The 23,789-nt window shown below is 72.5% G+C and carries 24 protein-coding genes; 7 read left to right on the top strand and 17 right to left on the bottom strand.

Annotated elements, in window-relative coordinates:
- The first annotated feature begins 131 nt into the window (after positions 1 to 131).
- Complete coding sequence (locus ACIBTX_RS29330; RefSeq protein ID WP_396833278.1) at positions 132 to 1,610, top strand: arabinofuranosidase catalytic domain-containing protein; 1,479 nt, start codon at positions 132 to 134, stop codon at positions 1,608 to 1,610.
- Positions 1,611 to 1,661: 51 nt separating this feature from the next.
- On the opposite strand, the gene ACIBTX_RS29325 is transcribed toward ACIBTX_RS29330, so the two are convergent.
- The 5 genes from ACIBTX_RS29325 to nadD form a co-directional block, all read right to left on the bottom strand.
- Positions 1,662 to 2,435, bottom strand: coding sequence for an SDR family NAD(P)-dependent oxidoreductase (locus tag ACIBTX_RS29325; RefSeq protein ID WP_396833277.1), 774 nt, complete (start codon positions 2,433 to 2,435; stop codon positions 1,662 to 1,664).
- Positions 2,436 to 2,439: 4 nt separating this feature from the next.
- A complete protein-coding gene (locus tag ACIBTX_RS29320) occupies positions 2,440 to 3,294 on the bottom strand; it encodes a DegV family protein (protein ID WP_357398948.1) in 855 nt (284 codons plus the stop codon).
- Between the two features lie 69 nt (positions 3,295 to 3,363).
- Positions 3,364 to 3,993, bottom strand: coding sequence for a histidine phosphatase family protein (locus tag ACIBTX_RS29315; RefSeq protein ID WP_357398945.1), 630 nt, complete (start codon positions 3,991 to 3,993; stop codon positions 3,364 to 3,366).
- On the bottom strand, positions 3,990 to 4,397 hold the full coding sequence (gene rsfS / locus ACIBTX_RS29310; RefSeq protein WP_355053184.1) for a ribosome silencing factor: 408 nt from the start codon (positions 4,395 to 4,397) through the stop codon (positions 3,990 to 3,992). The genes ACIBTX_RS29315 and rsfS overlap by 4 nt, the downstream gene beginning before the upstream one ends.
- A gap of 110 nt (positions 4,398 to 4,507) precedes the next feature.
- Positions 4,508 to 5,104 (bottom strand): nicotinate-nucleotide adenylyltransferase, encoded by a 597-nt coding sequence (nadD, locus tag ACIBTX_RS29305; protein WP_357134515.1) that lies wholly within the window; start codon positions 5,102 to 5,104, stop codon positions 4,508 to 4,510.
- A gap of 107 nt (positions 5,105 to 5,211) precedes the next feature.
- Here nadD and ACIBTX_RS29300 point away from each other — a divergent pair, with 107 nt between their 5' ends.
- Both ACIBTX_RS29300 and ACIBTX_RS29295 read left to right on the top strand, forming a co-directional pair.
- A complete protein-coding gene (locus ACIBTX_RS29300) occupies positions 5,212 to 5,871 on the top strand; it encodes a PadR family transcriptional regulator (RefSeq protein ID WP_357134513.1) in 660 nt (219 codons plus the stop codon).
- A 160-nt stretch (positions 5,872 to 6,031) separates the two neighbouring features.
- Positions 6,032 to 7,246, top strand: coding sequence for an FAD-dependent monooxygenase (locus ACIBTX_RS29295; protein ID WP_396833276.1), 1,215 nt, complete (start codon positions 6,032 to 6,034; stop codon positions 7,244 to 7,246).
- An 83-nt stretch (positions 7,247 to 7,329) separates the two neighbouring features.
- Here ACIBTX_RS29295 and pepN read toward each other — a convergent pair whose 3' ends face one another.
- The gene (pepN, locus tag ACIBTX_RS29290; RefSeq protein WP_396833275.1) at positions 7,330 to 9,846 is read right to left on the bottom strand and encodes an aminopeptidase N; all 2,517 of its coding nucleotides are present in this window, start codon (positions 9,844 to 9,846) and stop codon (positions 7,330 to 7,332) included.
- A gap of 69 nt (positions 9,847 to 9,915) precedes the next feature.
- Between pepN and ACIBTX_RS29285 the strand changes: the two genes are divergently transcribed.
- The gene (locus tag ACIBTX_RS29285) at positions 9,916 to 10,134 is read left to right on the top strand and encodes a DUF397 domain-containing protein (RefSeq protein WP_355053179.1); all 219 of its coding nucleotides are present in this window, start codon (positions 9,916 to 9,918) and stop codon (positions 10,132 to 10,134) included.
- A gap of 102 nt (positions 10,135 to 10,236) precedes the next feature.
- On the opposite strand, the gene ACIBTX_RS29280 is transcribed toward ACIBTX_RS29285, so the two are convergent.
- Complete coding sequence (locus ACIBTX_RS29280) at positions 10,237 to 10,623, bottom strand: hypothetical protein (RefSeq protein ID WP_357134506.1); 387 nt, start codon at positions 10,621 to 10,623, stop codon at positions 10,237 to 10,239.
- A 219-nt stretch (positions 10,624 to 10,842) separates the two neighbouring features.
- On the opposite strand from ACIBTX_RS29280, the gene ACIBTX_RS29275 reads away from it, so the two are divergent.
- Positions 10,843 to 12,087: a cytochrome P450 gene (locus tag ACIBTX_RS29275; protein WP_357397615.1), complete on the top strand. Its 1,245-nt coding sequence runs from the start codon at positions 10,843 to 10,845 to the stop codon at positions 12,085 to 12,087.
- 108 nt (positions 12,088 to 12,195) lie between these two features.
- Positions 12,196 to 13,236, top strand: a complete 1,041-nt coding sequence (locus ACIBTX_RS29270) for a glycosyltransferase (RefSeq protein WP_357397617.1) — start codon at positions 12,196 to 12,198, stop codon at positions 13,234 to 13,236.
- Positions 13,237 to 13,334: 98 nt separating this feature from the next.
- Here ACIBTX_RS29270 and ACIBTX_RS29265 read toward each other — a convergent pair whose 3' ends face one another.
- From ACIBTX_RS29265 to ACIBTX_RS29255, 3 genes are read right to left on the bottom strand one after another with little or no spacing between them, the layout of a single operon-like run.
- Positions 13,335 to 13,985, bottom strand: a complete 651-nt coding sequence (locus ACIBTX_RS29265; RefSeq protein ID WP_396833274.1) for a DUF3618 domain-containing protein — start codon at positions 13,983 to 13,985, stop codon at positions 13,335 to 13,337.
- Complete coding sequence (locus ACIBTX_RS29260; RefSeq protein ID WP_357134500.1) at positions 13,982 to 14,449, bottom strand: phage holin family protein; 468 nt, start codon at positions 14,447 to 14,449, stop codon at positions 13,982 to 13,984. The genes ACIBTX_RS29265 and ACIBTX_RS29260 overlap by 4 nt, the downstream gene beginning before the upstream one ends.
- A gap of 31 nt (positions 14,450 to 14,480) precedes the next feature.
- Complete coding sequence (locus ACIBTX_RS29255) at positions 14,481 to 15,305, bottom strand: hypothetical protein (protein ID WP_357134498.1); 825 nt, start codon at positions 15,303 to 15,305, stop codon at positions 14,481 to 14,483.
- A 230-nt stretch (positions 15,306 to 15,535) separates the two neighbouring features.
- Between ACIBTX_RS29255 and ACIBTX_RS29250 the strand changes: the two genes are divergently transcribed.
- Entirely contained in the window at positions 15,536 to 16,027 is a 492-nt protein-coding gene (locus ACIBTX_RS29250) for a DUF4383 domain-containing protein (protein WP_357134497.1), read from the top strand.
- Positions 16,028 to 16,205: 178 nt separating this feature from the next.
- Here the strand turns inward: ACIBTX_RS29250 and ACIBTX_RS29245 are convergent, their stop codons facing one another.
- From ACIBTX_RS29245 to ACIBTX_RS29215, 7 genes are all read right to left on the bottom strand, one after another.
- Complete coding sequence (locus tag ACIBTX_RS29245; protein ID WP_357134495.1) at positions 16,206 to 16,655, bottom strand: GNAT family N-acetyltransferase; 450 nt, start codon at positions 16,653 to 16,655, stop codon at positions 16,206 to 16,208.
- A 70-nt stretch (positions 16,656 to 16,725) separates the two neighbouring features.
- On the bottom strand, positions 16,726 to 18,201 hold the full coding sequence (gene obgE / locus ACIBTX_RS29240; protein ID WP_357397631.1) for a GTPase ObgE: 1,476 nt from the start codon (positions 18,199 to 18,201) through the stop codon (positions 16,726 to 16,728).
- A gap of 93 nt (positions 18,202 to 18,294) precedes the next feature.
- Positions 18,295 to 18,549: a 50S ribosomal protein L27 gene (gene rpmA / locus ACIBTX_RS29235; RefSeq protein WP_043966727.1), complete on the bottom strand. Its 255-nt coding sequence runs from the start codon at positions 18,547 to 18,549 to the stop codon at positions 18,295 to 18,297.
- An 11-nt stretch (positions 18,550 to 18,560) separates the two neighbouring features.
- Positions 18,561 to 18,875, bottom strand: coding sequence for a 50S ribosomal protein L21 (gene rplU, locus ACIBTX_RS29230; protein ID WP_007464063.1), 315 nt, complete (start codon positions 18,873 to 18,875; stop codon positions 18,561 to 18,563).
- Between the two features lie 167 nt (positions 18,876 to 19,042).
- A complete protein-coding gene (locus tag ACIBTX_RS29225) occupies positions 19,043 to 19,519 on the bottom strand; it encodes a hypothetical protein (RefSeq protein ID WP_357134492.1) in 477 nt (158 codons plus the stop codon).
- Between the two features lie 194 nt (positions 19,520 to 19,713).
- Positions 19,714 to 22,782 (bottom strand): Rne/Rng family ribonuclease, encoded by a 3,069-nt coding sequence (locus ACIBTX_RS29220; RefSeq protein WP_357397638.1) that lies wholly within the window; start codon positions 22,780 to 22,782, stop codon positions 19,714 to 19,716.
- 131 nt (positions 22,783 to 22,913) lie between these two features.
- Positions 22,914 to 23,633 (bottom strand): TIGR03936 family radical SAM-associated protein, encoded by a 720-nt coding sequence (locus tag ACIBTX_RS29215; RefSeq protein WP_357175718.1) that lies wholly within the window; start codon positions 23,631 to 23,633, stop codon positions 22,914 to 22,916.
- Between the last annotated feature and the right edge of the window lie 156 nt (positions 23,634 to 23,789).

Genomic DNA, 23,789 nt, shown 5'->3' with positions numbered 1-23,789 from the left:
GCCCTGATCATGCTCGCGTCTGCTACGGGAGCACGGGCCACCGACCGCCCGGAGGTAGCGCGCGTTCATGGATGAGGATTAATGTTAACGCTATCATCACCCCCCACCACCACCGCCACCTGAGGGGAACCATGGACGTGAAGAGAAGGCTGCACCGCCTGCTGGCCGCAGCGGGGACCCTGCTGGTCCTCGTCGCCGGGGCCGGCGTCTACCTGCTCACGGAGACGCCCGGCGTCGCCCGGGCGGCCGGCACCGGCCCGTGCGACATCTACGCCTCCGGCGGGACGCCGTGCGTCGCCGCGCACAGCACCACCCGGGCCCTGTACGGCGCGTACAACGGAGCGCTCTACCAGGTGCGCAGATCATCGGACAACACCACCCGCGACGTCGGCGTGCTCAGCGCCGGTGGCGTCGCCAACGCCGCCACCCAGGACACGTTCTGCGCCAACACGAGCTGCGTGATCACGATCATCTACGACCAGTCCGGCCGCAACAACCGGCTCACGCAGGCGCCTCCCGGCGGCTTCACCGGCCCGGCCCCCGGCGGGTACGACAACCTCGCCGACGCCAAGGCGGCACCGGTCACCATCGGCGGCCAGAAGGCGTACGGCGTCTACATCGCCCCCGGCACCGGCTACCGCAACAACAACACCAACGGCGTCGCGACCGGCGACCAGCCCGAGGGCATCTACGCCGTCGTCGACGGCACGCACTACAACCAGTGGTGCTGCTTCGACTACGGCAACGCGCAGACCAACGTCCAGGCCGACGAGCGCGCGATCATGGAGACGGTCTACTTCGGCGCGAACAAGCAGTGGGGCTACGGAGCGGGCGCGGGTCCCTGGATCATGGCCGACCTGGAGTGGGGCCTGTTCTCCGGGGTGAACGCGGGGTACAACAACATCGCGTCCATCAACCACCGCTTCGTCACGGCCATGGTCAAGGGCGAGCCGAACCACTGGGCGATCCGCGGCGGGAACTCGCAGTCGGGTGGCCTGACCACCTACTTCGACGGTCGGCGGCCCAACGGCTACAACCCGATGAAGAAGGAGGGGGCCATCCTCCTGGGCATCGGTGGTGACAACAGCATCACCGGTCGCGGCACCTTCTTCGAGGGCGTGCTGACCTCCGGCTACCCGACGGCCGCCACCGAGGACGCCGTGCAGGCGAACATCGCCGCTGCCGCCTACACCCCCGCGAGCGGCGGCAACCCGCAGCAGAACGCCCAGATCGTGGGCGCGCAGTCCGGTCGCTGCGTCGACGTGCCGAACGGCGCCACCACCAACGGCACCCAGGTGCAACTGTGGGACTGCATCAGCAACAGCGCCGCGCAACGCTGGACCTACACGGCCGGCAAACAGATCCAGGTGTACGGCAACAAGTGCCTCGACGCCAACGGCCAGGGCACCGCGAACGGCACCCAGGTGATCATCTGGGACTGCCACGGCGGCGCGAACCAGCAGTGGAACGTCAACGCCAACGGCACCCTCACCGGCGTCCAGTCCGGGCTCTGCCTGGACGCCAACGGCGCCGCCACCGCCAACGGCACCAAACTGATCCTCTGGGCCTGCAACGGTGGACAGAACCAGCAGTGGTCCCTGCGAAGCTGAGCGGACAGCAGTCGGGCCGTCTCCGGAGGGAGGCGGCCCGAGTGCACCGGATCAGCGGGCCTCCGGGTCGAGGCCGAGCACCGCCCGTCCCCCGTCCACCGGCAGGGTCACCCCGTTGACGAAGCTGGCGGCCGGCGACAGCAGGAACGCGACCACCTCGGCCACCTCGTCGACACGCCCGATCCGGCCCACCGGGTGCAGCCGGGTCAACTCGGCGTCGATCCACTCGGCCCGGGTGGGCTCCTGCGCGGCGAGGAACTCGGCGTGCCGCTCGGTGGCGATCGAGCCGAGCGCGACGGCGTTGGCGCGGATGCCGTGCCGTCCGTACTCGACGGCCAGCGCCCGGGTCAGCCCCTCCACGGCAGCCTTCGCCGTGGCGTACGGCAGGGCGCCCGGCACCGGCCGGCGGGCCTGGTGCGACGAGACATTCACGATCGCGCCGCCCGTGCCGGCGGCCAGGAAGCGGCGCACCGCCACGGCGGCGCCCACCACGGCCGGGCGCAGGTTCAGCCCGATCAGGTCCAGCACGGTGTCGGCCGACGCCGTGTGCAGGGCCGCGTCCCGGAAGATCGCCGCGTTGTTCACCCAGCCGGTCAGCGGGGCGACGCGTTCGGCCACCTCGGCGGCGTGTTCGGCCACCCGCTCGTCACCGGCGTCGCCGACCACCGCGAGCAGGCGATCGGCGGCCGGGTGCCCGGCGAGCCAGTCCACCGCCTCGGCGTCGCGCTCCACGACGACGACGGTCACGCCGGTCGTCACCAGCCGTCGCGTCACGGCCCGACCGACGCCACGGCCACCACCGGTCACCACGCACGCGCCGGCCACGATCTCAGCTCCTGGGCCGACGGTGCACGACGACACAGGCCAGACCCGGCCCGGCGTGCGCGGCGACCACCGCGCCCGCCTCGGAGACGTACGTGTCGTGCACCCGTTCGCCCAGGCGCGCGGTGAGCGCGGCGAGCAGCGCCTCGGCGCGCTGCGGCGCGGCCAGGTGGTGTACGCCCAGGTCGACGTCGTCGTCGCCGGCCGCCTCGACGGCCAGGTCGACGAGCCGGGCGACTCCCCGACTGGCGGTACGCACCTTCTCCCGCAGCACGATCGCGCCGTCCGGCATGTGCATGATCGGCTTGACCGACAGGGCGGTGCCGAGCAGCGCCTCGGCGGCGTTGATCCGGCCGCCCCGGCGGAGGAACTCCAACGTGTCGACGTAGAACCAGACGGTGGTCCGGGCCACCGCGGCGAGCGCCGCGTCGCGTACGCCGGCCAGGTCCGCTCCGGCTTCGGCGGCGATGGCGGCGGCGATGGCCGGGAAGCCGAGGCCCATGCCGGCGGAGCGGCTGTCGACGACCTCGACCCGACCGCCGAGGTCGACGGCGGCCAGGCGGGCGGCCTCGACGGTGCCGGACAGGCCGGCGGAGATGTGCACCGAGACGACGCCGTCGGCGCCGTCGTCGAGGAGACGGCGGTACGTCCGGGCGAACTGTTCGGGCGCCGGCCGGGACGTGCTGGCCGACACCCGCCGTTCGCCCAGCGCGCGGGTGGCGTCGGCGGGTTGGGTCTCCACCCCCTCCAATCCCTCCGCGCCGTTGAGCACGACGGTCAGCGGGACGACGGTCAGCCGGTGCCGCAGCACCAGCTCGGGTGGGAGGTAGGCGGTGGAGTCGATGACGACCGCGACGGGCATGCCCGGCACGCTAGCCGATCACGACCCGCCGCGCCGAGGTGCGAGCGCCGACCCGGGCCGGATCGGCGCTCAGACCGCGTCGACGACGGCCGGGGCGGTGACGAGGCCGACGTTGTGGCCACGGAGCTGCCAGCCCCGGACGTCGTCGTGTCGCAGCTCGGTCCAGTGGCAGTTGGCCAGTGAGCCGATGCTGCGCAGCACCTCGGGAGGCCAGCCGAGCAGGTGGCCAACGCCCTGGCGGGAGGCGCCGCCGTGGGTGGCGAGGACCACCGTCCCGCCGGGCGTCGCGTCGGCCGCCGTCAGGAACGCGGCGGCGACCCGCTCACCGAGTTCGTGCAGCGGCTCCAGATCCGCGCCCGGCGCCGGGTCGCCGGCCCGCCAGCGCGCGTACTCGCCGGGGAAGCGCTCGGCGACCTCGGTGAGGTGCAGGCCCTGCCACCGGCCGAAGTGCCGCTCGCGCAGCCGGGCGTCGGTGCGTACCCCGAGGCCGGTGAGCGCGGCCAGCGCCGCGGCGGTCTCCGCGGCGCGGCCCAGGTCGCTGGAGACGATGGCGTCCGGACGCAGCGACGCGAGCAGCGGCGCGGCGGCGCGGGCCTGGTCGCGGCCCAGCTCGTTGAGGGGTACGTCGGTCTGCCCCTGGACGCGGTTGGCGGCGTTCCAGTCGGTGTTGCCGTGCCGCCAGACGATCAGCCGGGTCATTCGGCCGCGGCGGACCCGCTGGCGTCGGCCTCGACCAGGTCGCGGTCGACGAACGGGATGGTGGGGCAGTCCTTCCAGAGGCGGTCGAGCCCGTAGAACTCGCGCTCCTCGGTGTGCTGGACGTGTACCACGATGTCGACGTAGTCGAGCAGCACCCAGCGGCCACCCCGCTCGCCTTCGCGCCGGATCGGCTTGGCCTTCTCCGGAAGCTCCAGCAGGCGCTCCTCGATGGCGTCGACGATGGCGAGCACCTGGCGCTCGTTGGGGGCGGCGGCGAGCAGGAACGCGTCCGTGATGGCGAGCTGGTCGCCGACGTCGATGATCGCGATGTCCTGCGCCTTCTTGTCGGCGGCTGCCTGGGCGGCGGCGATCGCCAGCTCGTGCGCGCGTTCGGAAACTGTCACCGTTCTCCTTCGATCAGGCGTGCGATCCTCCAAGCGTCTCACACCCGGCGAGGTCCCGACCCGTCAGTTCTGGTCGGTTAGACGCACCAACCAGCACATACCGGACGCGATCAGGACTGATATAGGCGTCGCTTGGCGATGTACTGCACCACACCGTCAGGCACCAGGTACCAGACCGGCTCACCCCGGGCGACCCGGGCACGACAGTCGGTCGACGAGATGGACATCGCGGGCACCTGGATCAGGCTGACCGTGTCCGCCGGGAGGTGCTTGTCGGTCAGCGCGAAACCGGGCCGGGTCACACCGACGAAGTGGGCCAGCTCGAAGATCTCGTCCAGGTCCTTCCAGGACAGGATGCGTTGCAGCGCGTCCGCTCCGGTGATGAAGAAGAGCTGGACCTTGGCGCCGTACTCGGCCTGGAGGTCACGCAACGTGTCGACCGTGTAGGTCGGGCCGCTGCGGTCGATGTCGACGCGACTGACCTGGAAGCGGGGGTTGGAGGCGGTGGCGATGACCGTCATGAGGTACCGGTCCTCGGCGGGGCTGACCGGCTCGTCGGCCTTCTGCCACGGCTGCCCGGTGGGGACGAAGACCACCTCGTCCAGGCCGAACCGGTCCGCCACCTCGCTGGCCGCGACGAGGTGCCCGTGGTGGATCGGGTCGAAGGTGCCACCCATGATCCCGATCCGCCGGATATCTTCCTCCACCCGTTGATCGTAGGCCGGGCGTCCGAACCGGTCGTATCGGCCCGAGGGGCTGGCGACGCGGATACTCGCGTGCGTATACTCGTCCACGAGTATTTGGGAGGTGCGTCATGCCGAAGCGGCGCAAGGTCGGCAACCTGCTGGCGCTGGCCGTGCTCTCCGCCCTCGTCCAGCGGCCCATGCATCCCTACGAGATGGCCAGCACGCTGCGCGCCTGGGGCAAGGACCAGGACATGGAGTTCAAGTGGGGCTCCTTCTACACGGTGATCCGCAACCTGGACAAACACCAGTTGATCGCCGCCGTGGAGAGCGTGCGCGAGGGCCGACGCCCGGAACGCACCGTCTACCGGATCACCGACGCGGGCCGGGCCGAGCTGGTCGACTGGGCGCGGGAGCTGGTCGGCATGCCCATGGCGGAGCATCCCCGCTTCCGGGCCGGCCTCTCCGTGCTCGCCGCCCTGCACCCCGACGAGGCGACCGACCTGCTCCGGCAGCGACTCGACCGACTGGACGACGCGCTCCGCCGGGACCGCGAGACGCTCGACGCCCACCTGCGGGACGTCCCGCGACTGTTCCTGGTCGAGAACGAGTACGACCTCGCCATCCGGGACGCCGAGGCCACCTGGCTGCGGGCCCTGCTGGCGGAGTTGACCTCGGGAAGCTACCCGGGGCTGGACACCTGGCGGGCCTTCCACGAGACCGGCGAGATGCCGGCCGAGCTGGCCGAGCTGGCCGCAAGGACCAGCAGCGACCCCGACACCGCCGACTGACAAGACAGCTCCGGCGGGGTGCGCCAACACCCCGCCGGAGCCCTACCCCGAACCGACACCTGAGCAGGCACCCGGCCCGAAGCGGCAACCACGAGGATAACCGGGTCCCCTCCCAGGACGGTTCGTCCGCACCCACGCGACGACACCAGGGAGAAAGAGCATGACAACGGTACGAACCGCACTCGTCATCGGCGGCGGCATCGCGGGGCCCGTGGCGGCCCTCGCCCTCCACCGCGCCGGCATCACCGCCACCGTCGCCGAGGCGTACCCGGCGACCGTCAGCGGAGCCGGTGGCATCGGTGGCACCCTCGCGCTCGCGCCCAACGGCGTGGCAGCCCTGCGGGCCGTCGGCGCGGACGAGGCGGTGACGGCGATCGCCACCGGGATCCACCGCAGCGTCATGGCCGTCGGCGCCCGACGGATCGACCTGCCGATGCTGGCCGGAGTGCCGCCGCTGCGCGTGGTACACCGGGCCGAGCTGCACCGGGTGCTGCACGACCGGGCCGTCGCCGAGGGCATCACCTTCGCGTACGGCAGGCGACTGGTCGACGTCACGCAGACCGACGACGGCGTGACCGCGCGTTTCGAGGACGGCACCACGGCGACCGCCGACGTCCTGGTCGGCGCGGACGGCATCCGCTCCACGGTCCGTGACCTCATCGACCCGGCCGCGCCCGGCCCCCGATTCACCGGACTGCTCGGCTTCGAGGCGGTCGCCCGGCACGAGGTGGACGCCGAGGCGGGCACGATGACGTTCGCCTTCGGACGGCGCGGCTACTACCTGTACTGGCCCGAGCCGGGTGGCGGCACCCGCTGGGGGGCCAACCTGCCGGGGCAGCGGCCGATGAGCCTCGTCGAGGCCCGTACGGTGCCCGCGCGGCAGTGGCTGGACACGTTGCGCGCCACCTACGGCGACGACGACCCGGGCCGGGAGCTGATGGCCACCAGCTCCGCCGACGACCTCCAGGTGGCCGGCGCGTTGCAGATCATGCCGCCCGTGCCGCACTGGCACCGGGGTCGCCTGGTGCTGGTCGGCGACGCCGCGCACGCGCCGTCGAACAGCTCCGGGCAGGGCGCCTCGCTCGCCATCGAGAGCGCGGTGCAGCTCGCCCGCTGCCTGCGGGACCTACCCGACGTGACGTCGGCCTTCGAGGCGTACGTGCGGCTGCGTCGCACCCGGGTCGAGAAGGTCGCCGCCCGCGCCGCGCGGATCAACCACACGAAGGCGCCCGGCCCGGTCGCCCGGACGCTGATGCCGCTGCTCATACCGCTGCTGGTGCGCACGGCGATGGACCCGGAACGCACCATCGCCCACGAGCAGCGCTACGTCATCGACTTCGACGCCCCGGTCACGGCCGAACCCGCCCTGCGCTGAGCACGGGCGCGGGGTGGCCGCTCGGGCCACCCCGCGCTCCGACCATCGCAACCCGGGCCGCCCACCACGGCGGCCGGCCGACCTCAGGCCGAGGCGGCGGCCACCGCCGTGCGCGCCACGAGCGCCCGCCGCAGGTCGTCGTCGGCGTCGGTGACGACCCGCCGCAGGCCCGCCGTCAGGTCGTCGCGGGCCAGCAACGCCGCGGCCGCCTCCCGGGTCGGCTGCGCCACGGCGTAGCGGGGAAACGCCAGCTTCGCCACCCGGTCGGCCGTCCAGGGGGTACGACGACGAGCGGCGGCCGGCATCTCGGCGAAGTACCGCCCGACGTACGCGGCGGTCAGCTCGGGCTGCTCGGGCTGCCAGAACCCCTCCGCGGTGGCCTCGAGCAGCCGGTTGGACAGCTCGGTGTCCCGCATGAGGATTTCCCATGCCGCCTGCTTCGCCACCGGGTCGGGCAGGGCGGCCCGGCAGTACGCGGCCTGTTCCGCGCCGGTGGAGCTGACGTCGGCCCGCGCCTCCTCGGCGATCTCCGCCTCGCCCGCCGCGCCCAGCACCACGAGCCGGCGCAGCACCGCCCACCGCAGCTCCGCGTCGACGGCCAGCCCGGCCGGTACGTCCCGGCCGGCGAGCCAGCCGACGAGCAGGTCGCTGTCGGTGGTCGCGGCGATCCAGCCCCGGGCGGCGGCGAGCTGCAACGACTCCCCCGCCGGCGCGCCATCGAGCAGACGCCGGCACGCCTCGGCGACCCGGGCCAGCGCCGCCGAACGGGCCAGCGGGTCGAGGTAACGGTCCACCAGCGACCGGCTGATGACGAGCACGTCCTCCGCGATGATCACCTCGGTCTCGACGGGCAGCGCCGCGACCATCAGGTCGACCAGGCCGGCGACGGGCCGTTCGCCGTCGGTCGCCGCGTCCAGCGCCTCGCCCCAGAGCACCGCCCGGGCGAGCGGATCGGTCAGAGAAGGCAGCACCACCGCGACCGCGTCCGCCGACGCCTCGTCGAGGCGTACCTTGGCGAAGGTCAGGTCACCGTCGTTGAGCAGCAGCACCTGGGCCGCCGGCTCGCCCGTCAACGCGCCGAGCACGGTACGACCGCCGTCGACGGCCGGATCGAGATCCACCTCCGCGCGCTGGACGGCACCGTCCGCCGCGTACCGACCCACCCCGATGCGGTGCGGACGCAGCACGGGGTGCGACGCGGGGGCGGTCTGCACCACGGCGACCTCGGTGTAACGCCCGTCGGCGTCGACGTGGACCTCGGCGCGCAACGTGTTGACCTGCGGCCGGCGCAACCACAGCTCGGCCCAACCGGACAGGTCCCGGCCGCTGGCGGCGGAGAGGCTGGTGAGCAGGTCGGCGAGGGTGGCGTTGCCGAAGCGGTGCGCGGCGAAGTGCGCGTTCAGGCCGGCGAGGAAGGCCTCGTCGCCGAGCCACGCGACCAGTTGCCGCAGCACGGCGGCGCCCTTGGCGTACGAGATGCCGTCGAAGTTGAGCAGACCCTCGTCGGCGTCGGCCACCTCCGGCGGCGCGACCGGGTGGGTGGAGGGACGTTGGTCGGCCGCGTATCCCCAGGCCTTGCGGCGCATGGCGAACGTCGTCCACGCCTGGTCGAAGCGGGTGGCCTCGGCGGTGACCCGGGTGCCCAGGTACTCGGCGAAGGACTCGTTGAGCCACAGGTCGTCCCACCAGCGCATGGTGACCAGGTCACCGAACCACATGTGCGCCATCTCGTGGGCGATGGTGGTGGCCCGAACCTCGCGCTGGGTGTCGGTGACCGCCGAACGGAACACGTAGTCGTCGCGGAAGGTGACGATGCCCGGATTCTCCATCGCGCCGGCGTTGAACTCGGGCACGAACGCCTGGTCGTACTTGCCGAACGGGTAGCGCTCGGCGAAGAGCTGGTGGAACCGGTCCAGGCACCGCCCGGTGATGTCGAAGATCTCCTCGGCGTCGGCGTCCAGGTGCTCGGCGAGCGACCGTCGACAGTAGATCGCCAGCGGTATGCCGTCGTGCTCGGCACGGCGGACGTGGTACGGCCCCGCGATCAGCGAGAAGAAGTACGTCGCCAGCGGCGCGGTCGGGGCGAACTCCCAGCGCCCCGGGGCCGGGGTGGCGACCACCTCGGCGTTGCCGGAGACCGTCCACCGCGGCGGCGCGGTGACCGAGAGGGTGAACGGGGCCTTGAGGTCGGGCTGGTCGAACGCGGCGAAGATGCGCTGGGCATTGTCGAGGAACGACATCGCGTAGAGGTAGGTCTCGCCGTCCGCCGGATCGACGAAGCGGTGCAGCCCCTCCCCGGCGTTGGAGTACGTCATCTCCGCCTCGACGACGAGGGTGTTCGTCGTGTCGAGATCGACCAGCGGCAGCCGGTTGTCGGTCAGCGTGGCGGGGTCGACGGCCCGGTCGTTGAGGCGTACCGCGAGGAGGTTCGCCGGCCTGACCTCGGCGAAGGTCGCGGCCCCGGCGGTCGCCCGGAACCGGATCTCGACGCGGGACCGGAACAGATCGCCGTCGCCGGTCAGGTCGAGGTCCACCTGATAGGACTCGACAGTAATCGCCGCGCCACGCGCGGTCGCCTCTACACGGGTCAGGCTCGGCATCCGCTTATCCTGCCCGATGGGGATCGGCAGGCGGTCCCCACCTGGCCCCCTGCAGTGGAGGAAAGAACCATGGCGCAGCACCCCAAGGGCGATTTCGACCTCTCCCGCGCGGTCTGGCAACGGGCCGAGGGGGACACCTCCGAGAGCGCTGTCGAGGTCGCCTTCGTCGACGACCTGATCGGGATGCGCAACTCCGCCGAGCCGCAGGGCCCGGTGCTGGTCTTCACCCAGGCCGAGTGGGACGCGTTCGTGGCCGGCGCGCAGGACGGCGAGTTCGACCTCGACTGATCCGCCGTGGCACGTGCCGGTGTCCTCTTCGAGGGGGACACCGGCACCGGTCGCGCGGTGGGGGTTTCTCAGCAGGGTTAGGGCGGGTGTCAAAGCCCGTGGCTAGTCGCCGTCGCCCCAGCCCAGACCGCCCGGGCCCGGCGCGTGGTGGAAGCCGGGATGGTCGGCGACGTCGACGCAGCGCTCCCCGTCCGGGCCGACCGCGCCGCAGAACAGCCGTTCGGCCCGGTGCCAGGCATCGGCCGGCGACAGGGCCGCCGCACCGAGCGCCAACTCCGGGCGGAGCAGGCTCAGCGCCTCCGCGTACGCCACCGCCTGTTCGAGCGCGTCGGCCGCGCCCGGCGCGGTGAAGCCCAGGTGCACGGTGAAGAACCGGCGCGGTCGGGCCGGCCGGCCCGGCGGGCCGATCAGCGGCCGCCCGGCCCGGCCCGCACCCAGCGTCTCGACCGCCCGCCGCTGCCGCCAGCGCGGCGGCCTGTTGTCGTTCATACGTCCTCCCCGTGGTCGTGGACACCTCGGCCCGACGGGGTCGTCACCGTCGTCCGACGATGCCGGCCGACGACGGCCCCACCGGCAAGCCAACCAGGTTCCGCCGCCCGTGGGAGGGGCCAGCGGACGCGCTGTCGACGCGGGGATTGCGCGGCGGCCACGAGGGTAGACGTGCCCCGGCGGCGACGCGGGCCGCCGCCGGAACCTCGAGGAGGCCCGATGGCGACCATGCCGGCCGACCGCGGCCCGGACAGCACCCTCGCCCTGCTGCGCGCCGGCTACCGGTTCATCGGAGAACGCTGCGACCGCCTGGGCAGCGACGTCTTCTCAACCCGGATCCTGCTCACGCCGACCATCTGCCTGCGGGGTCGACCAGCCGCCACCCTGTTCTACGACAACGAGCGCTTCCAGCGCGAGAGCGCCATGCCGCTGCGGATTCAGCGGACCCTCACCGGTCGGGGCGGCGTGCAGGGGCTGGACGGCGCCGCGCACACCGACCGCAAGGCCATGTTCATGTCGATCATGACGCCGACGGCGATCGCGCGACTCGGGCACCTCTTCGACGCCGAGTGGCGGGCCCGGATTCCCGCCTGGGAGGCGGCCGGCGCGGTGCCGCTCTACGACGAGCTGGGCCGGCTGCTGACCCGGGTGGTCTGCGCCTGGGCCGGCGTGCCGCTGGCCACGTCGCAGGTCGACCGCCGCGCCGTCGACCTGCACGCCATGATCGAGGGCCCGGCGGTCGTCGGCCCACGGCACTGGCGGGGCCTGCTCGCCCGCCGCCGCGCCGAACGCTGGATCGGCGACCTCGTCGAACGGACCCGGGTCGGCATCCACCCGGCCCCGGCCGACAGCCCGCTACGGGTCGTCGCCGAGCACCGCGACATGCGCGGGGCGCTGCTCCCCCGCCGGATCGCCGCCGTCGAACTGCTCAACCTGCTGCGTCCGACAGTCGCCGTGGACCGGTACATCGTCTTCGCCGCGCTCGCCCTGCGCGACCACCCCGCGTGGCGACAGCGGGTCCACGGCGACGACGGGGCCACCGAGCAGTTCGTCCAGGAGGTACGCCGTTACTACCCGTTCTTCCCGATGGCCGCGGCCCGGGTCCGGCGCTCCTTCGACTGGCAGGGCCACCACTTCCCCCAGGGGCGGCGGGTGCTGCTCGACCTCTACGGCACGAACCACCACCCGGCGCTATGGCCCGAACCGGAACTGTTCCGCCCCGAGCGGTTCGCCGACCGGCGCGTGGACCCGTTCGCGCTGATCGCGCAGGGCGGCGGCGACCACAGCACCGGACACCGCTGCGCCGGCGAGTGGATCACCATCGACCTCATGAAGCGGGCGGTCACCCACCTGACCGGCGGCATGCGCTACGACGTGCCGCCGCAGGATCTGCGCCTGGACCTGCACCGGATGCCCGTCCTGCCACCCGGCCGCATGACCGTCACCAACGTCCGCCGCGCCTGAGGTCGTCGTTGTCCCGGGGGTCGGTGCTTCGCACCGGTTTGGGCGGCCGCCGTGCGGGCAGGCGCAGCGGGCGGCACACCCGCCGCGCAGCACCGCCCAGGAGGCGCGATGCCCTCTCCGGCCACCGGTGACGCCCGGCGCGCCGCGCGTCACGACACCGGCGGAACGGCCCTGCCGATGGCGTACGTCCTGCCGCTGCGCTGGCACACCGACGCCGGCCTGGACGAGCTGACCGGCTACCTGCGCCGGCTGAGCGGTCTCGTCGACGTGATCGTGGTCGACGGGTCGCCTCCGGAGCTGTTCGCCCGGCACGCGGCGGCCTGGCGGCCGCTGGTGCGGCACCTGCCGCCCGACCGGGCCCGGCGCGGGCTCAACGGCAAGGTGGTGGGGGTGCACACCGGCGTCGGCGCGGCACGCCACGAGCACGTGGTGATCGCCGACGACGACGTCCGGTACGACGAGGCCGGGCTCCACGCGGTGCACCGACTGCTGGACCGGGTCGACCTGGTCCGGCCGCAGAACTACTTCGACCCCCTGCCCTGGCACGCCTGGTGGGACACCGGGCGGACGCTGCTCAACCGCGCTCTCGGAAACGACTACCCCGGCACCCTCGCGGTACGCCGCAGCACGTTCCTCGCCATGGGCGGGTACGACCCCGACGTGCTCTTCGAGAACCTGGAGCTGATCCGTACGGTGCGGGCCCACGGCGGCGTCGAGGTCGCGCCGCCCTGGCTGTACGTACGGCGGCTGCCGCCGGACGCGGCGCACTTCCGGGGCCAGCGGGTCCGCCAGGCGTACGACGACCTGGCCCAGCCGGTCCGCCTGCTGACCGCGCTCGCGGTCGTGCCCGCGCTGGCCGCGGCGGTCGCGTCCCGCCGGCCCCGGCTGCTGCTCGGCATGACGGCCAGCGTCGTCGCCCTGGCCGAGGCGGGTCGCCGCCGCGCCGCCGGTGCCACCGTCTTCCCACCGACCACCACGCTGGCCGCCCCGCTCTGGCTGCTCGAACGCGGCATCTGCAGCTGGCTTGCGATAACCCAGCGCCTGCTGAAAGGCGGCGTCAGCTACGGCGACACCAGAATCCGCACCCCAGCCCACCGCCACGAAGTCCCCGCGATCTTGCACTTTCTGCTGGGACAGAAGCCGCGTTAGCCGACAGGTCAGCAACAGCAAGTGCAAGATCGCGGGGAGATACGGCGACGGCCCGCAGCCACCGGGGTGACCGCGAGCCGTCGTCGACGTCGGTGACTTCAGGAACTGACCTGCTGGCGGGCCTGCTGTGCCTGGTCCTTGACGTCCTGGGCGGCCGAGCGGCCGTCGTCCTTGACCGCGTGCACCGCGTCCTGGGCGGTGGACCTCACCGACTCGGCGGCGTGCTGGGCCGGCTCACGCAGCTCGTCCTTGAGTTCGCTGGCAACCTCGCCCAGCTTCTCCCTGACGACTCCGCTGTGCTCGCCGACCTTCTCCTTGACCTGCGCGGCCGCCTGCTGCTCCCGGCGGGACGCCGGAATCAGCGAGGAGGCCAGCCAGCCCACGCCGAAGGCGATCAGACCGGCGGCGAGCGGGTTGCCCTGCGACTTCTCCCGGATCACGCGGGGCGCGCTGTGGGCCGCGTCGCTCACCGAGGAGGCCGCCGACTGCGCGGCGTCGCTGACGCTGGACGCCGCCGACGACGCGCGGTCACCCACCGAGTGGGCGGCGTGGCCGGTGCCCTGGCCGAGGTCGGAAGCGGTTCCCATGACCTTGTCCCTCACATTCTGCAGCGCGGAGCGGGCCCGCTGCTTACGGTCGTCGACGATGCGGCTGGGGCTGACCTTGTACGCCAACGCGTCCACGTCGGAGCTGAGGCTGTTGCGGGTGGCTTCGATCTCCCGGCGGATCTGGTCGGGGTCGGTGCTCATCGGGTGACTCCCTCCGGGTGGGGCTTGAGCGCGTCGGGGATCCGCTGCACGCTGTCGTTGGTCTGCTTGAGCCCGCGTACGTGCTGGGCGTTCTTCTTCGCCGCCGAGTAGAGGACGGCGGCGACCACGGCCCAGAGCACGGCCACGATCAGCGCGGCGAGCCCGGAGTCCATGACGTTGTCCAAGAACTGCCAGATGGCGATCGAAACGAAGAGGGCCACCATGTAGCCGCCGAAGCCGGCACCGCCGAATAGGCCCGCAGCCTTGCCGGCCTTCTTGCCCTCCTGGCGGATCTCGGCCTTGGCCAGCTCGACCTCCTGGCGCATCAGCGTCGACAGGTCGGTGGTGACCTGACGCATCAGATCACCGAGCGAACTGCCCTTCACCTCGGCCGCGGTGTGCGGGGCACCCGCGTCGGGGTGGTAACCGGAGTCCAGTCCGGACCCCTGCGTCGGCATGCTCATGCCGCCGCCTCCCTTCGGATGACTCGACACCTCACGGGCGGGGGCTGCCGCTGGACGGCACGCCCGGCAGCGGGTCGGTCTGGGTCACCGGCGGCAGCGGCTGACCGGTGCTCGCCGGCTCGGTGTAGCCGCCCTGGCGGGCCGGATCGCGGTAGCCGCCCGGCGTCGGGTCGGCGTAACCGCCGGAGGTCGGCTCGGTGTAGGTGCCCGGGGTCGGGTCGAGGTAACCGCCGGCCGGGGTGGCGTCCGCGGCCGTGCGGGGCGTCGGCGGCGGGGTGGGGATCACGGCGGTGCGCTCCGGGTCGTACGCGCCCGCGCCGCGGTAACCCGCGGAACCGTTGCCGGAGTCGTCACCGGAGGCCGAGATGCCCTTGGTCAGGCGGCCGGCCAGCACACCGAGCACCGCCGCGCCGACCAGGAAGGTGCCCGGGTTACGCCGCGCGTAGTCGCGTACCTCATTGATCAGGTCGCCGGGCTGGCGCTCCTCGAGCCAGCCGGCCACGCCGTGCACCCGGTCGGCGGCCTGGCGGGCCAGCTCGCTCACCGGACCGGCCTGGCCACCCTGCTCGGCCATCGAGCGCATCTCGTCGGCGATCGACCGCAGTCCGCCGGCCGCGCGGCGCTGCTGCTCACCGGTCTGGCTGGCGAGCTGGCTGCGGGCCTCGCCGTAGAGGTTGCGGGCCTGCCGGACGGCCTCACGGCCGACCTCGGTGCCCTGCTCCTTGGCGGTCTGGGCGACCGCGCCACCGGCGTGCGCCGCCTCGGACCCGACGTGCCGGGCCTGCTCGCGGACGCCGCCGCCGTTGGTGGACTCCTGGCCGTACGTGGTGGAGGTGGGTGACAGATCGTAAGTCATGATTTCCCTTCCGCTCGGAAGTGTCGTCGCGGTTGTTCTGGGGGAGGCGGCCGTGTCGCCGTGGCCGCTGACAACTCACCTACCCGGCGTTTTGGCTTCCATACCTGTTCGTGCATTTCTCTGCGCGAGCGTCGGGAGGGACTTCAAAATGGAGGATCGCGGGGCTGCGTCACGTCGCCGCTGCGGACAGCGACGTTCGCGGGACCGGGAGATCCACGAAAGGGGCACCGATGGCACGAGACGCGCGGGGTGGCCGACCTGCCGCGCCCCGACCGCGGGTGCAGGTCGCCGCGCTGGTCGTGGCCGGGGTCTTCCTGCTGATCGGTGTCCTCGGCTACATCCCCGGCATTACCACCGACTACAGCGATCTGGCCTTCGCCGGGCACCACTCGGACGCCAAACTGCTCGGCGTGTTCCAGGTCTCGATCCTGCACAACGCCGTACACCTGCTGTTCGGGCTGGTGGGTCTGGTGTTGGCCCGCAGCGTCGCCGGCGCGCGGGTCTTCCTGGCCGGGGGCGGCGCGATCTACCTCGCCCTGTGGCTGTACGGCCTGGCGATCGAGGCGATCGACGAGGAGGGTGGCGCGAACATCCTGCCGGTCAACGGCGCTGACAACTGGCTGCACCTCGCCCTCGGCTTCGGCATGCTGGCCCTCGGCCTGCTGCTGTCGAACGAAGCCGGGACCGGCGGACGCCTCGACACCCCGATCGACCGCCCCTGAGCTGCTACTTCGCGCGGATGCTCACCGGTACCTGGTGCAGCGCGGCTCGACCGGAGTCCAAGCCGGTCACCGTCGCGCACGCCGAGGCCGGGGCCTGACGCCGCCCGCGCGCCCATTAGCCGTTAGGAAGGGCCCCTTTCTATACACCAGGCGTTAAGAAGGTGCCCTTCCTTACGTCTCAGGCAGCGACCGGGAGCCGTTTGGCGAAGCAGACGCTGTACGGGTTGCCCACGTACTCGCCGTACACCGGGATCGGTTCGTAGCCGCACGAGGTGTACAGCCCGACGGCCGCCGGCAGGTACGTGCCGGTCTCCAGGCAGACCACGGTGTGCCCCTGCTGGAACGCGCACTCCTCCAGGGCGGCGAGCAGTTGCCGAGCGATGCCCCTGCCCCGGTACGCCGGCCGCACGTACATCCGCTTGACCTCGCCGGTGACGGCGTCGAGCGACTGGAGTCCGCCACAGGCGACCGCCCGACCGCGCACCACCACGGCCAGGTAGCGGATGTCGTCGTGGGTGACGGTGACCTGCCCGTCCAAACCGCCGTCAGCGACGCGCAGCTCACGCTGCTGGGCGACGACCAGGGCGGCGATTTCGGGATCGATGGCGGGCCGCGACTCGATCAGCATCACCCGACGCTAAGCGGGATTGATTTCGCGGAGGTTTCCGGCAATCAACCCGATCACGGAGCGCAACCGGCTACTCGGCGTCATCCTCGATGTCGTCGTCGCCCATGTCGGCGCCGATCTCGTCCGCGTCGATCTCGTCCTCCGGGCGCACCCGGCGGGCCTTGCGCGCGGCGAGCCGCTCCGCCGCCGACGCCCGGTTCGACTTCTCCTCCAGGCGGACGTCGGTGCCCCGGTTACCGGGCACGAACTCCACGCCCGCGTAGAGCGTCGGCTGCCAGTCGAACTCGCGCTCACCGATCCGGACCAGGTCACCGGGTTCGGCGCCGGCCTTGGCCAGCTTGTCCTCGACACCGAGGCGGGCCAGCCGGTCGGCGAGGTAGCCGACCGCCTCGTCGTTGTCGAAGTTGGTCTGCTTGACCCACCGCTCAGGGCGTACGCCCCGGACGGTGAACGAGCCGTCGGCCTCGGCCGTGATGGTGAACCCGGCGTCGTCCACCGCCATCGGCCGGATCACGATCCGGGTCGGCTCGGCCGGCGGGGCCGCCTTGCGCTCCGCCTCGACCAGCTCGGCCATCGCGTACGTCAGCTCCTTGAGCCCCTCGCGGGTGGCCGCGGAGACCTCGAACACGCGGTAGCCGCGCTCCTCCAGGTCCGGGCGGACGATCTCGGCGAGGTCCCGGCCGTCCGGCACGTCGACCTTGTTCACGGCCACCAGCCGGGGGCGGTCGGTCAGGCCGCCGTACTGGCTCAGCTCGGCCTCGATGGCGTCGATGTCGGCGACCGGGTCGCGGCCGGGCTCCAGGGTCGCCGAGTCGATGACGTGCACCAGCACCGCGCAGCGCTCGATGTGCCGCAGGAACTCCAGACCCAGGCCCTTGCCGGTGGCCGCGCCCGGGATCAGGCCCGGCACGTCGGCGACGGTGAAGGTGTGGTTGTCCATCCGGACCACACCGAGGTTGGGCACGAGGGTGGTGAACGGGTAGTCGGCGATCTTCGGCTTCGCGGCGGAGATCACCGAGATCAGCGACGACTTACCGGCCGACGGGAAGCCCACCAGGCCCACGTCGGCAACGCTCTTCAGCTCCAGCACGATGTCCAGCTGGTCACCGGGCTCGCCCAGCTCGGCGAAGCCGGGCGCCTTGCGCTTGGCGTTGGCCAGCGACGCGTTGCCGCGCCCGCCGCGCCCGCCCCGGGCCACCTCGAAGGTGGTGCCGGCGCCGACCATGTCGGCCAGCACGGTGCCGTCGGTGGTCTGCACGACCGTTCCGTTGGGCACCTTGAGCACCAGGTTGTGGCCGTTGGCCCCGTCCCGGTTCGACCCGGCGCCGCCCTTGCCGTTGTCGGCCTTGACGTGCGGGTGGAAGTGGAAGTCGAGCAGCGTGGTCACCTGCGGGTCGACCACCAGCGACACGCTGCCGCCGTGGCCGCCGTTGCCGCCGTCCGGCCCCCCGAAGGGCTTGAACTTCTCGCGGTGGATCGAGACACAACCGTGCCCACCATCGCCGGCCTGCAGATGCAGGACGACCCGGTCAACGAACGTCGCCACGGCGTCAATCCTTCCAGCGAGGGTCGACCCCGCACGTCGAAAAAGCCGAGCGGGCCGGGACCCGGAGGTCCGCGGCCCGCTCAGCGAAGAGAACTACTGCTGCGGAACGATGCTGACGGTCTTGCGACCGCGCTTGGTGCCGAACAGGACCGAGCCGGCGGCCAGGGCGAACAGCGTGTCGTCGCCGCCACGGCCGACCAGGTCACCGGGGTGGAACTTGGTGCCACGCTGCCGGATGAGGATCTCACCGGCGCTGACGACCTGACCACCGAAGCGCTTCACGCCAAGTCGCTGGGCCGCGGAGTCACGACCGTTACGCGAGCTGGACGCACCCTTTTTGTGAGCCATTGGAGGACGACCTACTTCCCGCTGGAGATGCCGGTCACCTTGACCTGGGTCAACGGCTGGCGGTGACCCTGGCGCTTGTGGTAGCCGGTCTTGTTCTTGAACTTGTGGATCCGGATCTTCGGGCCCTTGGTGTGCGCGGCGATCTCGCCGGACACCGCGACCTCGGCAAGCTTCGCCGCGTCGGTCACCAGGTCGTCACCGTCGACGAGGAGCACCGCGGTGAGCTTCACCGCGTCACCGGGGGCACCGGTGAGCTTCTCGACCTCGATCACGTCGCCCTCGGCGACCTTGTACTGCTTGCCGCCGGTCTTGACGATCGCGTACATCGGAGGCGGACTCCCTGTCGTTGAGGCTGCTGACTGGTCGTCCCCGCGGCGGCTCGCCGGGTAGCAGTGCACGGCGGCGCGGGCACGCGGGAACTCGGCACACCAAAGGTGGGCCGTAGGCAAGAGTACGCCATCGCTGGCATGGACCCCAAACCGGCCCGCCCTGGTTACCGGGCGCAGAGCTGATCGAGACGCTGCTGGAGCCGGTCCAGCTCGGTCTCGTCGATCGACTCGACGTCGACGCCGAGGGCGGCGACCTCCGTGCCGAGGTCACTGAGCAACGTCCTGAGCTGCGCGTCGGTGGCCTGAGCCCTCTGCTCCCGCAGCGCGGTCCGCCAGCCGGCCAGGGCCGCCTGCGCCCGGGTCCGGGCCGCGTCGGCCGTCACGGTGTCACCCGCGCCCACCGCGGCGACCATCTGGCCCAGCTCCTCGACGTATTCCCGGACGGCGGTGGTCCCGGCCCGCCGCGCCTCGGCACAGACCCGGGCGTCACCGCCCGTCGCGCCACCGCCCAGCGGCGTAGCAGCCGGACCCGTCGGCGCGGAACCCCCGGTCGGGCCCGCACCACCCGAGCGGTCGTCGGAGCAGCCCGCCGAAGCCAGGAGTACGGCTACCAGCAGGGTACGAGCGAGCAGGCGACGCATCTTCTTCTCCTGACCGGGGCCGAGCGTTCCCGCGTCGGGGTGACCCGAGCGGCGAGGTCCCTCCCCGTCACATTGCCGGGAAAGGGACCTCGTCAAACACCGGGCCGGTCAGCCGTCAGAGACGGGCGGGCCGGTCAGCCGTTCAGGGACGGCGGGCCGGTCAGCCGTCAGAGACAGGCGGGCCGGTCAGCCGTTCAGGGGCGGGTCCGTCGGCGGGCGCCACCCCGACGGGAACGACGACGTCCGGTGCCACCCTCGGCGGCCTCCTCGTCGCCGTCGGCGTCGGCGAGAGCGTCCGGGTCGTCCGCCGCGGCCAGCCGGGCCGACTCACCCCGCTGGCTGTCGGACACCGCCGGAGCGGCCTCCGTCTCCGTCTCGTACCGGGACAGGTCGTACCCCATGGTGTCCTGGTAGTCGGCGTGCGGTTCGGCGTGGTTGTCGGTGTCGACGACCTCGATGACGGCGCGCTCGGCCGGGGCGCTCTTGCGCGCCCGGCGGCGGGAGGACGGCGTGCCGTTCTCCGCGGCCGGGGCGGCCGCGGCGGCCGGCGCCGACGACGCGACGGCCTTGACCTTCTCCGCGGCCCCGCCGGTGCGCGGCTTCTCCGGCACCGGCTCGGTGTGGATGATGACGCCCCGGCCCTTGCAGCAGTCGCACGTCTCGCTGAACGCCTCGAGGAGGCCCGCGCCGATCCGCTTGCGGGTCATCTGCACCAGACCGAGCGAGGTGATCTCGGTGACCTGGTGCTTGGTGCGGTCCCGACCCAGGCACTCGGTGAGCCGGCGCAGCACCAGCTCCCGGTTCGACTCGAGCACCATGTCGATGAAGTCGATCACCACGATGCCGCCGATGTCCCGCAGCCGGAGCTGGCGGACGATCTCCTCCGCCGCCTCCAGGTTGTTGCGGGTGACCGTCTCCTCCAGGTTGCCGCCGGAGCCGGTGTACTTGCCGGTGTTCACGTCGACGACCGTCATGGCCTCGGTCTTGTCGATCACCAGCGAACCGCCGGACGGCAGGAACACCTTGCGGTCCAGACCCTTGATGATCTGCTCGTCGATCCGGTACTCGGCGAACACGTCGTTGGTGCCGACGTGCCGACGGACCCGGTCGACCAGGTCCGGGGAGACGTGCGACAGGTACGACTCGACCATGCCGTACGACTGCTCGCCCTCGATGACCAGCTCGCGGAAGTCCTCGTTGAACAGGTCCCGAACCACCCGGATGACCAGGTCGGGCTCCTCGTAGAGCAGCACCGGGGCGCCACCCTCGGCGGCCTTGGCCTGGATGTCCTCCCACTGCGCCTGCAACCGCTTGACGTCGCGGGCCAGCTCGTCCTCGCTGGCGCCCTCCGCGGCCGTCCGGACGATCACGCCGGCGCCGTCCGGGACCAGCTTCTTGAGCACGTCCCGCAGCCGCTTGCGCTCGGTGTCCGGCAGCTTGCGGCTGATCCCGGACGCGTTGCCGTTGGGCACGTAGACCAGGTGCCGACCGGAGAGCGCGATGTGGCTGGTCAGCCGCGCGCCCTTGTGCCCGATCGGGTCCTTGGTGACCTGGACCAGCACCGAGTCGCCGGAGCGTAGCGCCTGCTCGATCGAGCGGGCCCGCCCCTCCAGCCCGGAGGTGTCCCAGTTGACCTCGCCCGCGTAGAGCACCGCGTTGCGGCCCCGGCCGACGTCGACGAACGCCGCCTCCATGCTGGGCAGCACGTTCTGGACCTTGCCCAGGTAGACGTTGCCGGCCATGGTGCCGGAGGAGTTGCGGGTGACGTAGTGCTCGACCAGCACCCCGTCCTCCAGGACGGCGATCTGGGTACGGTCGCCGCGCTGCCGGACCGCCATCACCCGGTCCACCGCCTCCCGGCGGGCCAGGAACTCCGACTCGCTGAGGATCGGCGGCCGCGTACGGCGCTGCTCCCGGCCGTCCCGGCGACGCTGGCGCTTGGCCTCCAGCCGGGTCGAGCCGGACACGCCCTGGACCTCGTCGACCGTACGACGGGGTTCGCGGATCTTGACCACGGTCGGCACGCCGTCGTCGGCGGCCGCCCCCTCGGTGTCACCCGCGCCCCGGCGACGACGGCGACGGCGACGGCGGGTCATCCCGTCCCCGCCCTCGGACTCCTCGTCCTCGTCGCCCTCGCCCTCGGCCTCGACCTCGGCGGTCTCCTCCTCGGCCTGCGCCGCCTCGTCGGACTCCTCGTCCTCGGCGTCGTCGGCGCCACCCTTGCCCCGGCCCCGACCACGGCGACCACGGCGGCGGCGACGGCGCGCGGCGGCGCTGTCCTCGTCGTCCTCGTCCGCCTCGGTGGCCTCGTCGGCCTCCTCGGTCGGCTCCTCCTCGGCCTCGACGGCCTCGATCGGCTCCACCGGCTCCGCGTCGCGGCGGCCGCGCCGCCGACGACGGGAGGGCTCGGCCTCGACGGCCGGCTCCTCGGCGACCGGCTCGGGCTCGGCCGGGCGGGTCACCGGCACGGCGTCCGGCTGAGGCGCCATGAACAGCACGGTGGGCGCGGAGAGCGCTGCGCGACGACGGCGGGTCTTCGGCGGCTCGGCCTCGATGGCCTCGGCCGGCTCGATCGGCTCGTCCGTCACGTTGGCCACGGCGACACCGGGCGGGACATCCCCGAACGCCTGCTCGGCCGCGCCCGGCGGGGTCTGCGCCTCGTCCAGCTCGGCTTCGGCCTCCCGCAGGTCGGACTCGGCCGGCGTCTCGTCGGCCGGGACGGGCTCGGGCTCGGTGACGGCGGCCGGCTCCGACTCGACGGCCGGCTCCGACTCGACGGCAGCGGCGGGCTCCGGCTCGGTGACGGCGGGCGTCGCCTTCTTCCGCCGGGTGCGGGTCACCTTGACCGGGGGAACGACCTCGGGGGACGACAGCTCCGCGCTGGCCGCGACCAGCGGCTCCTCGGCGGTCGTCTCGACCGGAGCGGCCTTGCGACGGCGGCGGGGGGTTTTCGGAGGGACGTCCAGGTCACCGGAGATCGGGGCGAAGACCTCCGCCTGCGGCGACTCGACGGCGCCGATCCCACCGGTGGACGCCTCGACGGGCGCCTCGGCCTGCTCCGGCTGGTTGAGCGGGGCGGCCCGACGCCGGGTGACCCGGGCCCGTCGCGGCTTCGCGGCGGGCTCGGCGCTCTCGGCCCCGGTCTGCTGCGCGCCGGTGGCTTGCTCGGTGCCGGCGGTGCTGTCGGTGTTGCTCTGGTCAGCGGTATCCCCGGCCGGCTGTGAACCGGTCCGTTCGCCGCCCTCGGGCTCGTTCTCGAGCATGGACGTTCTCCAGTTCTGGCTGCCCCGGGCGCGGGTGAGCGCTGCCACGCAGGGTCGCCGCAAAAGTGTTTCCGCCGGGCGCGCGTGGTGCGCGACCGCCGAAGTCTGCCTGCAAGAGCGCTGACCGTCGGTCAGTGCCCAACGATGGCTGCCCCGCCGCGGTCCGCATCCAACGGATCCACGATCGCACCCTGCGCGGTCAGCGTGCCCTGAGCCAGCCGGGTCACCCTCGGCGAGACCGGCGGCTCCAGGTCGGCCACCACGCGGAGGCCGGAAAGGACGTCATCGGGCCGTACGGACGGAGTGACCTGCCGTACGACCAGTTCGAGTATCGCACACGGTACGGCCGGCGCCCCGGAAGGCGTCTGCGTCGGGGGTAGGACATCGATTGATATGACTGCCGCGCGGGCGTCGAAGGTGCGTCGCCCCTGCTTGGTCATCCGCTCGACCAGAACCTCGTCGGCGGCGGTGAACGCGTCCACGGCGGCGCGCAGGGTCGCCGTGTCGACCTCGGGCAGCTCGATGTGCCAGTGCGACGCCTCGATACGGTCGGCCAGGCTGCCACCCTCGGCGATCACCACCTCCAACACGTCCAGCCCGGGCGAGAGCGCGGCGTCGAGCGCGGCGCGCAGCGCCTCCGGGTCGACCGGGGCCTGAAGGCCGATCTCCAGGTACTCCGCCTCGCTGGCGACCCCGGTCGGAGCGGCGCTGGCGTAGGAGATCTTCGGGTGCGGGGTGAAGCCCTGGGAGAACGCGATCGGTACGGCGGCGCGACGCAGCGCGCGCTCGAAGGCCCGGGCGAAGTCCCGGTGCGAGGTGAACCGCAGCGGCCCGCGCTTGGCGTACCGGATGCGGGCGCGCTGGACGACCGGCGCCTGCCCACCCTCCGGCTGGTTTCTCTTACTGATCGTCTCGCTCCTCGAAACTCAGCACCTCGTTGATCATGAAGTTATTGTCGACGACACGCCGTGGTGCGGGCAACAACTTCATGATCGACGCGAGCGACC

It is taken from the genome of Micromonospora sp. NPDC049359, assembly GCF_044466585.1.
GTDB lineage: Bacteria > Actinomycetota > Actinomycetes > Mycobacteriales > Micromonosporaceae > Micromonospora.
This window is presented reverse-complemented; position numbering and strand designations above follow the sequence as displayed.

Bases quoted from the DNA above. Each gene is read 5' to 3' on its own strand.
- pepN (WP_396833275.1), bottom strand. From the start codon at position 9,846: ATGCCGAGCCTGACCCGTGTAGAGGCGACCGCGCGTGGCGCGGCGATT.
- rplU (WP_007464063.1), bottom strand. From the start codon at position 18,875: ATGTACGCGATCGTCAAGACCGGCGGCAAGCAGTACAAGGTCGCCGAG.
- ACIBTX_RS29245 (WP_357134495.1), bottom strand. From the start codon at position 16,655: ATGCTGATCGAGTCGCGGCCCGCCATCGATCCCGAAATCGCCGCCCTG.
- ACIBTX_RS29285 (WP_355053179.1), top strand. From the start codon at position 9,916: ATGGCGCAGCACCCCAAGGGCGATTTCGACCTCTCCCGCGCGGTCTGG.
- ACIBTX_RS29330 (WP_396833278.1), top strand. From the start codon at position 132: ATGGACGTGAAGAGAAGGCTGCACCGCCTGCTGGCCGCAGCGGGGACC.
- ACIBTX_RS29280 (WP_357134506.1), bottom strand. From the start codon at position 10,623: ATGAACGACAACAGGCCGCCGCGCTGGCGGCAGCGGCGGGCGGTCGAG.
- ACIBTX_RS29225 (WP_357134492.1), bottom strand. From the start codon at position 19,519: ATGCGTCGCCTGCTCGCTCGTACCCTGCTGGTAGCCGTACTCCTGGCT.
- ACIBTX_RS29260 (WP_357134500.1), bottom strand. From the start codon at position 14,449: ATGAGCATGCCGACGCAGGGGTCCGGACTGGACTCCGGTTACCACCCC.
- ACIBTX_RS29315 (WP_357398945.1), bottom strand. From the start codon at position 3,993: ATGACCCGGCTGATCGTCTGGCGGCACGGCAACACCGACTGGAACGCC.
- ACIBTX_RS29320 (WP_357398948.1), bottom strand. From the start codon at position 3,294: ATGCCCGTCGCGGTCGTCATCGACTCCACCGCCTACCTCCCACCCGAG.
- ACIBTX_RS29295 (WP_396833276.1), top strand. From the start codon at position 6,032: ATGACAACGGTACGAACCGCACTCGTCATCGGCGGCGGCATCGCGGGG.
- rpmA (WP_043966727.1), bottom strand. From the start codon at position 18,549: ATGGCTCACAAAAAGGGTGCGTCCAGCTCGCGTAACGGTCGTGACTCC.
- ACIBTX_RS29265 (WP_396833274.1), bottom strand. From the start codon at position 13,985: ATGAGCACCGACCCCGACCAGATCCGCCGGGAGATCGAAGCCACCCGC.
- ACIBTX_RS29255 (WP_357134498.1), bottom strand. From the start codon at position 15,305: ATGACTTACGATCTGTCACCCACCTCCACCACGTACGGCCAGGAGTCC.
- ACIBTX_RS29270 (WP_357397617.1), top strand. From the start codon at position 12,196: ATGCCCTCTCCGGCCACCGGTGACGCCCGGCGCGCCGCGCGTCACGAC.
- ACIBTX_RS29220 (WP_357397638.1), bottom strand. From the start codon at position 22,782: ATGCTCGAGAACGAGCCCGAGGGCGGCGAACGGACCGGTTCACAGCCG.
- ACIBTX_RS29300 (WP_357134513.1), top strand. From the start codon at position 5,212: ATGCCGAAGCGGCGCAAGGTCGGCAACCTGCTGGCGCTGGCCGTGCTC.
- ACIBTX_RS29250 (WP_357134497.1), top strand. From the start codon at position 15,536: ATGGCACGAGACGCGCGGGGTGGCCGACCTGCCGCGCCCCGACCGCGG.
- ACIBTX_RS29275 (WP_357397615.1), top strand. From the start codon at position 10,843: ATGGCGACCATGCCGGCCGACCGCGGCCCGGACAGCACCCTCGCCCTG.